Annotated in this window: 12 protein-coding genes; 3 read left to right on the top strand and 9 right to left on the bottom strand. The window is 69.3% G+C overall.

Features of this window, described 5'->3' with window-relative positions; translation table 11 throughout:
• Positions 1-3 precede the first annotated feature (3 nt).
• Positions 4-972, top strand: coding sequence for a TauD/TfdA dioxygenase family protein (locus ITI46_RS29895; RefSeq protein ID WP_372452099.1), 969 nt, complete (start codon positions 4-6; stop codon positions 970-972).
• A gap of 58 nt (positions 973-1,030) precedes the next feature.
• Here the strand turns inward: ITI46_RS29895 and ITI46_RS29890 are convergent, their stop codons facing one another.
• From ITI46_RS29890 to ITI46_RS35620, 5 genes are all read right to left on the bottom strand, one after another.
• Positions 1,031-2,023, bottom strand: coding sequence for a zinc-binding dehydrogenase (locus ITI46_RS29890; protein ID WP_209243051.1), 993 nt, complete (start codon positions 2,021-2,023; stop codon positions 1,031-1,033).
• A gap of 120 nt (positions 2,024-2,143) precedes the next feature.
• The gene (locus tag ITI46_RS29885; protein WP_209243050.1) at positions 2,144-3,061 is read right to left on the bottom strand and encodes a hypothetical protein; all 918 of its coding nucleotides are present in this window, start codon (positions 3,059-3,061) and stop codon (positions 2,144-2,146) included.
• Between the two features lie 111 nt (positions 3,062-3,172).
• A complete protein-coding gene (locus ITI46_RS29880; RefSeq protein ID WP_209243053.1) occupies positions 3,173-5,053 on the bottom strand; it encodes an AMP-dependent synthetase/ligase in 1,881 nt (626 codons plus the stop codon).
• Between the two features lie 127 nt (positions 5,054-5,180).
• Positions 5,181-5,828: a TetR/AcrR family transcriptional regulator gene (locus ITI46_RS29875; protein WP_307808378.1), complete on the bottom strand. Its 648-nt coding sequence runs from the start codon at positions 5,826-5,828 to the stop codon at positions 5,181-5,183.
• Between the two features lie 705 nt (positions 5,829-6,533).
• Complete coding sequence (locus ITI46_RS35620) at positions 6,534-6,668, bottom strand: hypothetical protein (RefSeq protein WP_280634860.1); 135 nt, start codon at positions 6,666-6,668, stop codon at positions 6,534-6,536.
• 362 nt (positions 6,669-7,030) lie between these two features.
• Between ITI46_RS35620 and ITI46_RS29865 the strand changes: the two genes are divergently transcribed.
• Positions 7,031-7,183, top strand: coding sequence for a hypothetical protein (locus tag ITI46_RS29865; protein ID WP_209243048.1), 153 nt, complete (start codon positions 7,031-7,033; stop codon positions 7,181-7,183).
• A gap of 20 nt (positions 7,184-7,203) precedes the next feature.
• Here the strand turns inward: ITI46_RS29865 and ITI46_RS29860 are convergent, their stop codons facing one another.
• Positions 7,204-7,488, bottom strand: a complete 285-nt coding sequence (locus tag ITI46_RS29860; protein WP_307808377.1) for a hypothetical protein — start codon at positions 7,486-7,488, stop codon at positions 7,204-7,206.
• Between the two features lie 562 nt (positions 7,489-8,050).
• On the opposite strand from ITI46_RS29860, the gene ITI46_RS29855 reads away from it, so the two are divergent.
• Positions 8,051-9,331, top strand: a complete 1,281-nt coding sequence (locus tag ITI46_RS29855) for an NsdA family TPR-like regulatory protein (RefSeq protein WP_247746799.1) — start codon at positions 8,051-8,053, stop codon at positions 9,329-9,331.
• A gap of 4 nt (positions 9,332-9,335) precedes the next feature.
• Here the strand turns inward: ITI46_RS29855 and cutA are convergent, their stop codons facing one another.
• The 3 genes from cutA to ITI46_RS29840 all read right to left on the bottom strand — a co-directional run bounded on the left by cutA (position 9,336) and on the right by ITI46_RS29840 (position 11,897).
• Positions 9,336-9,668 (bottom strand): divalent-cation tolerance protein CutA, encoded by a 333-nt coding sequence (gene cutA, locus ITI46_RS29850; protein WP_209243045.1) that lies wholly within the window; start codon positions 9,666-9,668, stop codon positions 9,336-9,338.
• Positions 9,669-9,863: 195 nt separating this feature from the next.
• Positions 9,864-11,225 (bottom strand): dicarboxylate/amino acid:cation symporter, encoded by a 1,362-nt coding sequence (locus ITI46_RS29845; protein WP_209243044.1) that lies wholly within the window; start codon positions 11,223-11,225, stop codon positions 9,864-9,866.
• 372 nt (positions 11,226-11,597) lie between these two features.
• Positions 11,598-11,897 (bottom strand): DUF4229 domain-containing protein, encoded by a 300-nt coding sequence (locus tag ITI46_RS29840; RefSeq protein ID WP_209243043.1) that lies wholly within the window; start codon positions 11,895-11,897, stop codon positions 11,598-11,600.
• Positions 11,898-12,018: the final 121 nt, after the last annotated feature.

Here is a 12,018-nt window from a genome sequence, read left to right as displayed (position 1 = left end):
CGCATGAGCATCCCCGCTCCCGACACCCCTGCCACCCCCACGCCCCTCCCCACCACGCCTGCCCCGCTCCGTGACGCCAGCGTTCCCGAGGGCGGCCTGTACGAAGGGGTACGCATTCTGCGTCCGTTCCCCGAGAACTGGGAGGAGCGGCCCTACGAACTGATCGAGGTCGCGCCGCAGACCCGCGTCATCGGCGCGGAGATCCGGGGCGCCGATCTGTCCCGTCCGCTGAGCCCCGCACTGCGCGAGGAGCTCAACCGCGCGCTGCTGGAGTGGAAGGTGCTCTTCTTCCGGGGCGCGAACCTCACCCCCGAGCAGCAGGCGGCGTTCGCCCGCAACTGGGGCGAGCTGGAGACCAACCCGCTGCTGGCACGCGGCTCCAGCGACGAGATCGTCCGCTTCGAGAAGGACGCCTCCACCCGGCCCACGTACGAGAACGTGTGGCACACCGACGTCACCTTCCGCGAGCGGCCCGCCCTGGGCGCCGTGCTGCAGCTGCGGGAGGTGCCGCCGCTGGGCGGGCACACCATGTGGGCGGACATGGCGGCCGCGTACGACAACCTGCCCTCGCAGGTGCGGGAGCGGATCGACGGGGCGAGCGCGGTGCACGACTTCATCCCCGGCTTCGCGCGGTTCACCTCGGCCGAGCGGCTGGCCGAACTGCAGGAACAGTTCCCGCCGGTGGAGCACCCGGTGGTGCGCACGCACCCGGAGACGGGCCGCAAGATGCTGTTCGTGAACACCTCGTTCACCACCCACATCGTGGGGATGGAGCGCGCGGAGAGCGACCGGCTGCTGGCCGAGCTGGTCCGGCAGGCCCATGTGCCCGAGTACCAGGTGCGGTTCGCCTGGCAGCCCGGTGACATCGCGTTCTGGGACAACCGGGCCACCCAGCACTATGCGCTGTTCGACTACGCGCCGCACCGGCGGGTGGCCGAGCGGGTGGCCATCGTGGGTGACCGCCCCTTCTGACGGCCCCCTCGGCCTGACGGCACCCCCGGCCCATCGGCCCCTCGGCCGCGCTGCCGCGTCAACTGTCCACTGACAGCAGCGTTTTGCCCAGCACTTCGCGGGCCTCGATCGCGGCGTGGGCCTTCGCGGCTTCCTCCAGCGCGAAGGTCCGGCCGATCACCGGGCGCAGCCGTCCGGCCGCCGCCTCGAACAGGGCCCGGCCCAGCAGGGGCTTGGCCTCGGCCGCTGTGAGCTGGACCTGTTCGATGCCGGCCACGGTCACCTGGCGCTGTGCGGCTGCCTCGGCGTCGAGCTGTGCGAAGCCGCCGGAGGGCGCGCCGTGCGCGGAGAACCGGGCTCCGCGCGCGGTCAGTTCGAACGCGGCGTGCCCGGTTGTGCCGCCCACGCCGTCGAACACCACGTGGACGCCCGGCTCGCCGACCGTACGGCGTACCTGGTCGGTCCAGCCGGGCCGGGTGTAGTCGACGGCGGCGTCGGCGCCCAGCTCCTCGCGGGCCAGCGCCAGTTTCCGCTCCCCGCGGGCTGCCGCGACCACGTGCGCTCCGGCGGCCTTCGCGAGCTGCACCAGCAGCGCGCCCAGTCCGCCCGCCGCGGCGAGGACCAGCACCCAGGCGCCGGGCCGCAGCGCGCCCTCGCCGACGGCGTTGTCGAAGAGCCGCATCGCGGTGGGACCGTCGTGCACCAGGGCTGTCGCCTCGCGTACCCCGAGCCCGGGCGGGACGACGCTGACGGTCCCGATCTCGGCGAGTGCGCGCTGTGCGTACCCGCCCTGGGCGGCCGGGGTGGTCTTGGCGACGATCTGCCGGCCCCGCCAGGCGGCGTCCACGCCCTCGCCGAGCGAGCCGATCCGGCCGCCGACCGCGCCGCCGGGGACGTACGGCAGCTCCGGCGCGAAGAAGGCACCGTCGCGCCGGACCTGGGTCTCCAGGAAGATGACGTCGGCGTACGCCACCTCGATCACGGCCTGTGCGGGGCCGGGGACGGGATCGGGCAGTTCGACGGCCTCGAGGACGTCGGGGCCCCCGAACTGCCGTACCTGGATTCCACGCATCGCGATCACTCTCCTTGTGCCGGTGTCCGTCGCCCGGACAGGAGAGCAGTCTTCAACTTCAACTGAGGTTCAAGTCAACCGGCGGAACCTGCCGGCGCGCCGGTCTGTCAGGCGCGCCGATCAGTCCTTCGGGACCCGCACCTCGTCCCGGATGTCGCTGACGCGGTCCGCCCATGCCTCCAGGTCCACGTCCTTCGGCGGGACGGAGTAGGTGTCGGCGCTGTCCTTGGCCACGTAGGCGGCGGTGCCCGGGTCGCTCCAGGCGCAGACTGGGATCGTCAGCTTCCGGCCGGCCTGCGTCTTGACCAGCACCTCACAGGTCAGGGGGTCGTCGCCGGCAGGGGTGATGTCGCGGCGCTTGACGGCCACGTCCATGGCCGAGCCCGACTCCATGCCGTTCATCATCTGGTTCTTGGAGAACTCCGGGTTGCCGTAGTCCTCGCCGGAGGCCGCGCCGTAGAGGAGCCGCGAGGTGTCGGAGGAGTTGGCGTAGGAGCCCAGGTGGGCCTCCTCCCCCGGGTTGGAGGTGTCGACCGAGTCGCTGAGGTCCTTGCGGAGCCGGTACTGGCCGTTCTCCAGGGTCTTGGGGAACTTCAGCTCGTAGGCGGTCTTCGACTCGCTCGGGCTCGGCGTCGGCTCGTCGTCCTCCGAGGGCTCGTCGGACGGCTCGTCGGAGGGGGAGTCGGACTGCTCGGAACGCGCCTTCTTGTCGGCGGAGTCGTTCTTGCCGTCGTCCCCGCCGGAGACGGCCAGCAGCGTGCCCGCGACCGCCAGCGCGACCACCAGGACGGCGGCCACGACGATGCCGACGACCTTGTTGTTCCGGTTCGGCGACGGGGGCGGCGGGCTGCCGTACGGGCCGGGGAATCCGGGCCCGCCGAAACCGCCGCTCTGCGGCTGCCCGAAACCGCCATTCTGCGGCTGCCCGAAGCCACCGTTCTGCGGCTGGCCGAAACCGCCCGCGGACGGCGGGCCGAAGCCACCGCCGCCCGGAGGCTGTCCAGGGGGCTGGTTCGGCGGCTGCGGGGGTGTTGTCATCCCGTGTCCCTCCCGGCGAGGGAGGAGGTACCCCACCCCCCGGCCGTGCTGTACCTGACGCTTATGTCACGGTACCGCCATTTGGCCAGGGAATTACTCTCGGGATATACCTCAGCGCGCGTAGAGCTGGTCGATCTCCGCGGCGAAATCCCGCACGATGGCCCCCCGGCGCAGCTTCAGCGACGGCGTCAGATGCCCGGCCTCCTCCGTGAAGTCGCGCGGCAGCACCACGAACTTGCGGATCGACTCGGCCCGCGACACCAGCGAGTTGGCCTCGTCGACGGCCTGCTGGAGGTTGTGCAGCAGGTCCCCGTCCACCAGCAGCTCGGCCATGCTCAGATGCTCCTTCTTGTGCATCCGCTGCCAGTGCGCGAGCCCGTCCGGCTCCAGCGTCACCAGCGCCGAGACGAACGGCCGGTTGTCCCCGATCACCAGGCACTGGCTGACCAGCGGATGCGCGCGCAGCCAGTCCTCCAGCGGCGCGGGCGCCAGATTCTTGCCCGCAGAGGTGATGATGACGTCCTTCTTGCGTCCGGTGATGCTCAGATACCCCTCCGAGTCGAGGGCGCCCAGGTCCCCCGTGGGCATCCAGCCCTCCGCGTCCCGGTGCGGAATCGCGCTCTCCGTACGGGCGTCCCAGTAGCCGCAGAAGACGTGGTCGCCCTTGATGAGCACCTCGCCGTCGTCCGCGATCCGCAGCGCCGTGCCCGGCACCGGCCAGCCGACCGTGCCCAGCCGCGGCTTGAGCGGCGGGGTGACCGTGGTCGCCGCGGTGGTCTCGGTGAGGCCGTAGCCCTCGTAGACCGTGACGCCCGCGCCCTCGAAGAAGGCCGCGAGCCGGTGCCCCAGCGGGGAGCCGCCGCAGATCACATACCGGCAGCGGCCGCCCAGCACAGCACGGATCCGCCGGTAGATGAGGGTGTCGTACAGGCCGCGAGCCGCACGCAGTCCGAAGCCGGGGCCGCTGCCGAAGCCGTGCTCCTGCGCCTCGATCGCCTCACCGTAGCGCTGGGCGATCCGCGCGCCCCGGTCGAAGGACGAGGCACGGCCCATCTGCTCGGCCGTCGCCCGGCCGGTGTTGTAGATCTTCTCCAGGACGTACGGGATGCCCAGCAGGAACGTGGGCGCGAACGCCGCCAGATCGGGGAGCAGGTCCTCCGTCTTGATGCTCGGCGCGTGCCCGAGCCGCACCCGCGCCCGCAGACAGCCGATGGCCACCATCCTGCCGAACACATGCGACAGCGGCAGGAACAACAGGGTGGACGGCGGATCGTCGTACCGCACCTTGAAGACCGGATACAGCAGCTCGATCGCGTTGTCGACCTCCGCGAAGAAGTTGCCGTGCGTGAGCACGCAGCCCTTGGGCGGACCCGTGGTGCCCGAGGTGTAGATGAGCGTCGCGATGTGCTGCGGGCCCAGCTGCGCGCGGCGTTCGGCCACCAGCGCATCCGGTATCGCGCGGCCGGCGTCCACCACGTGCCCCACGGCTCCCGCAGTGAACTGCCACAGGTGCTCCAGCGCCGGCAGGTTGCCCCGCTCGGCGCTGAGCATCCTGGACTGCTCCACGTCCTCCACGAAGCAGGCCCGCGCCCGGGAGTCCCGCAGGATGTGGCGGGCCTGCGACGCCGAGGACGTGGGGTAGACCGGCACCGTGATCAGGCCCGCCGCCCAGGCGGCGAAGTCCGTGAGGGTCCACTCGTAGGTCGTACGGGCCATGATGGCCAGCCGGTCACCGGGCTGCAGGCCCAGCGCGATCAGGCCCTTGGCCATCGCCTGTACCTCGGCGGCGAAGTCGCGGGCCGTCATGTCCCACCAGGTGCCGTCCCTGCCCCTGCGGCTGAGGGCGGGCTCGCCCGGTGCCTCGGCCGCGTTGGTGAACGGTATGTCGGCGAGGGACCCGCCGGTCACCTCGGGTGCCAGCGGCGGGACGGAGGCCTCACGGACCCTGCCGCCCTCCCGTTTCTTGTGCGGCTCGACCAGTTGCACCGGCAGCTCCGTCCTCGGCGAACACCTGACGTGACAGTAACCTTACTCGTAAGTAAATTTACGGCCCGTCGAGATGCCGGGGAATACCCGCGCGGCCACCTTCATGGAATGCACACACCGGCTGGACGGGGCGTCAGTGCCCCGGAGCCATCCAGGGCCGGCCCGTCATCAGGTTCTCCAGGCCCGCCCAGCAGAAGTTCATCAGCGTCGCCGCCGTGTCCTTCGCGGACGAGGAGTCAGCGGACGCGCACGAGCGGGAGTTGGCCCACTCGGCAAGCGACTCGGCGGCACCGACCAGCGCGTGGGCCAGCCCGGAGACCTCCCGTTCGGCCAGTTCACCGCACCCGGCGTCCTGCGCCGCCTGCCCCAGCAGCGCCGTCACGATGGTGACGATCTCGACCCGCATCGCCGCGACTTCGCGGGCGAAGGGCTCGCCCTGCGTACGGGCGCGATAGAGCACCGCGACACCGTCCGGGCGGGCCGCGGTGTGCGCGAAGAACGCCGTCAGACCCCGCCACAACTGCTGGTCGGCGGTCAGCTCCCGCTCCCGCGTACCCTCCCGTACGGCCGCGACCAGCGCTCCGACCTCCCGCCGCACGCAGGCCATGAACAGGTCTTCCTTGGACTTGAGATACAGATAGACCAGCGGCTTGGAGACGCCTGCCGCCTCGGCTATGTCGTCCATGGACGCGGCCTGATACCCGTGCCGCGCGAACGCCACGACCGCGGCGTCCAGCATCTGCCGCTCCCTCACCTCGCGCGGCATACGCTTCTGCCCCACGCGCTTCCTTCCCTTCCCCGTGTACCCCGTGACCCCCCCTCACCGGCCCGGCAACACCGACTCGGCAGCGCACCGTTCCCCCCACCAACTCCGGCTGCCCGCAAGAGTACGCGCCCCCGGCGATGTGGCCGGGGGCGCGGGAGAGAACGCGGATCCGAGGGAAAAGTTCAGGTCAGCCCCCCACGACCGGCTCCCTCGTGGCAGCCGTGCGGGGCCGGCCGAAGGTGTCGTCGGCCTCCTCGACGGAGAAGCCGCGCGGCAGCGGACGCCTCGCGGTCCAGGATCTTCTCCCTGGCCGAGACGAGCACGGGGATCACCGCCTGGCCCGCGACGTAAGTGACCGCTCCCCGAGTACGTACGTTCCTCAACGCGGCATCGGCCAACGGGGACAAGCATGGCCGGGCCCGATGCCCGTGAATGGGAGTTCTGGAGCTCAGCGGCTGGTCAGAGCATGCGGAAGCCCCGCCCGCGCCGCCACGGAGGCAGTGCACGGACGGGGCAGCGGGATGACTCAGACCAGGCTGATCCCGGCCTGAGCCTTGATGGTGTCCACGGCCTCTCCGGTGAGCCAGCGAAGAGGGACCACAGTCCACCTGTCGCCCTTGCGCATAACCACAGCGTTGCCGTCCCTGGTGCGTCCGACGTGAATGAATCCATGGTCACGCCGCAGGTCTCTCGCCAGGTTCTCGCCGTGGATCACGGGCGTTACTTCCCTTCACGGTCCTCGTCGTCGGCCATACTGCTGTGGACATCACCGTTCTGAGAGACCCGGGTGTCAGGATCGGTGACCTGATCCTGGTTGGCCTGCGGGTCCCAGTCGTCCTCGTTCTTCTTACCCATTCTCGCGTTCCTTCCTGTCGACCACTGAGACGAACACGGGGATCGTCCCCGCGCCATGGGACCCGCCCCCACCGCTGGCCTTGCCTGTTGCTGAGCGATCGGGGCGGGGGCTTTGAGTGCTTCGGCTTCCAGAGAACCGAAGATCGGCACAGGGGTTTGTGATCACCCCCAGCCGGACCACTCCCAATTGCCGACCAGGCGCGGGGGTGGTCCGGCGCCGTATAGGCGTCGTGGTGCGGGCAGTCCGCCGGGGAAGGCAGACGTCAGTACCGCTGTCGGCCCCCGGGATAGCGAACTGACCACCGGCATCCCGGCACGTCAGCGGGCGCGGGCTCACTCGCCAGCGCGTAGCACAAAGCCGCGTGCAGTTGTTCCGCCTCCGTCACCGACAGCACCAGGGGGGCAAGGGCGATGTGCTGCCCGTCGCGGACGACCTGAAGCGTTATGGCAAGGTCCCCATCCGGCTCACGGCCCAGGCCGCGCCCTGGGACAGGCTCGACCTGCCACCCCTGTGACATATCTGAGCGGTCCGGGCTCACTGGCAAGCCCCCGTCCCAGGCTTCAGACCGACACCCGGGCGGCCTTGCGGCTCGTCGTCGGTACGGGCGGGGAGCCGCCGACCCCTGCTTTCCGCAACCCGCAGCGCGTCACGCAGCGCCTGGCACAGGCACTTCACCAGGAACCGCAGTTCACGCACGCTCACTTTCGGCTCGCTCAACAACTCGCATGCGTGGGCCACGATTTCGTCCCCGGCCTTGAGTTGTTCTTCCTCCATCTCATCGGCAAGTCGCGACACGAAACCACTTCCGTCGTCATCCACGAGGTAGCACTTGTTCCCAGCCGCATTGAGCCAGGGCAGCAGACGAAGCCGTCGACTCACATCACCACCGCCTCGAGGCTGCCCCCGATGGCCTCGCGCTGTCGCTCCCGCTCATGCGCGACCACGTACGGCCGTACGAGATCAAATTTCGGGACCTCCACACCGCGCGACACCCACGCACGTGCCAGCAAAGCAGGCGACGGACGAACCATCGGCGTATCCGCGCATGGCTGGATCTCAGCGGATCGGTGGCGGCCAGGAGCAGGCAGCAGCAGCTGCAACAGCCATCGCACGAATTGAGGGATAAGGTTTGCCACGTTGACGCTCCTACACAGCGTTGACCACGCCCCCGGACCGTTCGCATCGGTCGCGGGGGTTTCTTGCGTCGCCAACTGTGCTGCGAAAAAACGGGGATGGCTTCCCGCCCGTGGCTATCCCCATGCTGGGTAGGCTGACGGTCAGGCTTCGCGACACACTGTCACCAGCAGGCGCAACGGGGCACACGATGACTGGTTACCAACCACCGACCGCACTACCGCGAGAACTTCTCAACCACCCGGAGATGCGCGCCGCGATCGTTGCCCACGACTTCGGCGCAGTCTTCTCTCTTGCTCGGCACTTGGCCAAGATCAGCTACTCGAAGATTGCCGCCGAGTGTGACATCAAGCCCGAACGCGTCGGTACCCTCGCCCGTGGCCAGGGCCGCATCACGTCGTTCGACAAGATCGCGGCAATCGCCGACGCCTTACGCATCCCCGGACACCTACTCGGCCTCGCCCCTCGTGACTGGGAAGCGGCAACCGCAGCCGGTCACGCCCCTACCGCCTCAGCACACGCCACGCCCACCACCCGAGAGGGAAGCGAAACAGTGCTGCGCAGGGAATTCTTCAAAACCTCAGCCGGGGCAGGGCTGGTACTCGGCCTGCCCGAGCTGACCCGGATCAAGGCAGGCCGACACATCGGCCGAGACGTGCCGGACCAATTGCGCCACCGCACAGCACGACTGCGGCGCCTGGACGATGTCCTCGGCGGTGGAGACACCTACCGTGTCTACCTCGGCGAGTACCAAGCAACCAAGACGATGCTCCGCGAGGGCAGCTACACGGAGGAGACCGGCCGCGCGCTCCTATCCGTCCTCTCCGAGCAGGCACAGCAAGCGGGATGGGCTGCATTCGACGCGGGGCAGCACGCCGACGCCCGCAGCCTCTACGAGGACAGCCACCAGGCCGCGACCGAGGCAAAAGACGCCGCCCTGGCCGGGAACGCCCTCGCCTTCCTCGCCTACCAGAAGATCAACACGGACCGCTCCGCCGGGATAAAGACCGCCGTCCAGGCATGCCGCACCGCAGGCCCCGACGCCCCGCCCGGGGTACGCGCACTGCTGCACGAACGACTGGGATGGGCCTACGCCGTCGCAGGGAACGCCAGCGAGACCGAACGCGCTCTGAACATCGCGGAAGATGCCCTCAGCAAAAGCGACGGAAGCCCACAGCCCGACTGGTCCTCATGGGTCGACCGTAACGAACTCCAGATCATGACCGGCCGCTGCTGGACCGAACTGCGCCGGCCCCTGCGCGCCGTCCCCGTCCTCGAAGACGTGCTCACCCGATACGACGACGCCCACGCACGGGACAAGAGCCTCTACCTGTCGTCGCTCGCCGACTCCTACCTCGCTGCCGGAGAGATCGAGCAGGCCACGGCCATCACCAGCCGGGTACTTGAGCTGTCAGCCGGAGTGGCGTCCGTCCGCCCACGGCAGCGCCTCGCCCCGATCCTCCAGCAGCTCAGCGATCACCACGAGCTTCCGGCCGTCGCCGAAGTGCTGGAGAAGGCCAGGGCATGAGTGGTCAGTCCGCAGGGTTCGGGTCAGTGGTCCGCTCCACCCACCGCAGGTAGGCATCCGAACCCGCGACGATCGGCACGGCCGACACCTCCGGGTTCTCCCACGGGTGGTGCTCCAAGAGGTGCGCCTCAAGATCTGCATACCGGTCGGCACGGGTCTTGAACAGCAGTTGCCACTCTTCCCCCGTGCCGAACTCGCCCAGATGCCAGAAGACGGAGACCACCGGACCCACGATCTGCGCACCGGCCGCAAGCTGGGCCGTCACCACCGACCCCGCAAGCGTCGTAGCCTGCTCCCGGGTCTCCGTCGCCGTCGCCACCTGAAGGAAATCAGTCATGCCCGCGACCCTAGTTCGCGTCACGGGTCCCCGCCCCAGGGCCGCCGAAGTACGCCGCCCTCCATGCGAGGTTCGAGCCTCACTCGACAGCGGCCGCGATCCAAGCTGGGTATGAGTAACCCGAAACGCAACGACTCCCCCACTCCGGATTGGAGCGGGGGAGTCGTTGAAGTTCGCCGAAGCTTGCCGCAGCGGCTACGCGGCAGCACCCGCACTCTGCGGCTCGCCGTCGAAGGCGGCCAGATCGATGCTGGTCGCGTTGTCGTACGCGCGACGATCCAGGATGCCCTCGCGGGCCGAGACCAGCAACGGAATTACTGATTGCCCAGCCACGTTGGTGGCCGTGCGCATCATGTCCAGGATCGGGTCGATCGCCAGCAGCAGCCCGACGCCCTCCAGCGGCAGACCCAGGGTGGAGAGGGTGAGCGTCAGCATCACGGTCGCGCCGGTCAGACCCGCGGTGGCGGCCGAGCCGATGACCGAGACGAAGACGATCAGCAGGTACTCCTTGATGCCCATGTCGACGTGGAAGAACTCACCCACGAAGATCGCCGCGATCGCCGGGTAGATGGAGGCGCAGCCGTCCATCTTCGTCGTCGAGCCGAACGGCACCGCGAAGGACGCGTACTCCTTGGGCACGCCGAGCCGTTCGGTGACCTTCTGGGTCAGCGGCATGGTGCCGACCGAGGAGCGGGAGACGAACGCCAGCTGGATGGCGGGCCAGGCGCCCCGGAAGAACTGCAGCGGGTTGACCTTGGCGACCGTGGCGAGCAGCAGCGGGTAGACGCCGAAGAGGATCAGCGCGCAGCCGACGTAGATGTCGGCGGTGAACGTCGCGTAGCTGCCGATCAGGTTCCAGCCGTAGTCCTTGATGGCGGTGCCGATCAGGCCGATGGTGCCGATCGGGGCCAGCCGGATGATCCACCACAGCGCCTTCTGCAGCAGCGTCAGCACGGACTCGCCCAGCTTCAGGATGGGCTCGGCCTTCTCGCCCAGCTTGAGCGCGGCGATACCGACGACGACCGCCATGAAGACGATCTGGAGCACCTGGAGTTCAGTGAACGGCGTGATGATGTCGGTCGGGATGATCCCGGTGAGGAAGTCCAGCCAGGAACCCTGGGTGTCCGGCTTGGCGGCGTCCTTGGCGGACAGCCCGGTGCCGGCGCCCGGGTTGGTGAGCAACCCGATGACCAGCCCGATCGCCACCGCGATCAGCGAGGTCGCCATGAACCACAGCAGGGTGCGGGTGGCGAGCCGCGCCGCGTTGTGCACGTTGCGCAGGTTGGTGATCGAGATGGTGATCGCGAAGAACACCAGCGGCGCGACGGCCAGCTTCAGCAGCTGGACGAAGATCTCACCGATCTTGGTGAGGGTGGTGCCGAGCCAGGCCACGTCCCAGTTGCGGGCGGCCCAGCCGAGGGCCACACCGAGTACGAGACCGAGCAGGATCTGCGCCCAGAACGGCACCTTGGGTATGCGGGACCGCTTCTCGGGCGGGGCGGTATCGGCAGCGAGGGCCGACGAGGAAGACGGGGAAGACGAGGACGACGAGGACACGGACAGACTCCGGGGGCGTCGGTGAACGGACTGGTGGGGAAGGGCGTCGCGAGCAGGAGATCGCTCAGCGGTGCGTCGCAGGAGTGCGTCGCGGGCGATGCGGTCGCGCCGGAGGGTAGTCCGGCCGCGCTGTCAGCGACAGGTCGCCGACATGCAGCGGCAGAGATCGACATGCAGCCGCGCCACGAGCGCCAGGCCGCGTCGGCACTGGAGCGCGTCGGAAGTGGTGGCTGCGTTCGTCATGGCCGTCACGCTAACACTCCGTCTTTGGCTTACCCAAAGCTCCGCTTTGGGGGACAGTTACGGAAAAGCTCAACGCCCCGCCGGGGAAAGCGCATTCCCGGCGGGGCGTTGACGACCGTGTGACGAGGGTTACGCGCCCTGGGCCTCGTCCTCCTGGCCCTGATTGGCCGCCAGCCGCTCCTTGGCCTTGCCGACGCCCTGCGCGATCTGCTCCGCCATCGCCTCCCGCTGCCGGCGCAGCAGCACATAGCTCAACGGCGCCGAGATGACCAGCGCGAGGAGCACCACCCAGATCGGGTTCGACTTGCCGACCCCGGCGGGAACGAGGCCGAAGTGCGTCAGCAGCCCGACGACGACCAGGCAGCCGACGAAGATGCCGATCCGCATGGTGGTGTAGCGGAGCGTCGCGTGCGAGGTGCTGCTGCTCACGGGGGTCTCCATGCATTTGGGCGTTTCGCGTGTCCTCACCAGTCAAACACAGCCCCGGAAGCGATCTTCGCGGGCCCCGAAGGGGCGCGGGGAACCGTGCGGGAAGGGGAAGGGAAGGGGG

It is taken from the genome of Streptomyces oryzae (assembly GCF_017676365.1).
GTDB lineage: Bacteria > Actinomycetota > Actinomycetes > Streptomycetales > Streptomycetaceae > Streptomyces > Streptomyces oryzae.
The sequence above is the reverse complement of the archived record's forward strand: the minus strand, read 5'-3'. Positions and strand labels throughout refer to the sequence as shown.

Bases quoted from the DNA above. Each gene is read 5' to 3' on its own strand.
- ITI46_RS29885 (WP_209243050.1), bottom strand. From the start codon at position 3,061: ATGACAACACCCCCGCAGCCGCCGAACCAGCCCCCTGGACAGCCTCCG.
- ITI46_RS35620 (WP_280634860.1), bottom strand. From the start codon at position 6,668: ATGGGTAAGAAGAACGAGGACGACTGGGACCCGCAGGCCAACCAGGAT.
- ITI46_RS29855 (WP_247746799.1), top strand. From the start codon at position 8,051: ATGCGCGCCGCGATCGTTGCCCACGACTTCGGCGCAGTCTTCTCTCTT.
- cutA (WP_209243045.1), bottom strand. From the start codon at position 9,668: ATGACTGATTTCCTTCAGGTGGCGACGGCGACGGAGACCCGGGAGCAG.
- ITI46_RS29895 (WP_372452099.1), top strand. From the start codon at position 4: ATGAGCATCCCCGCTCCCGACACCCCTGCCACCCCCACGCCCCTCCCC.
- ITI46_RS29890 (WP_209243051.1), bottom strand. From the start codon at position 2,023: ATGCGTGGAATCCAGGTACGGCAGTTCGGGGGCCCCGACGTCCTCGAG.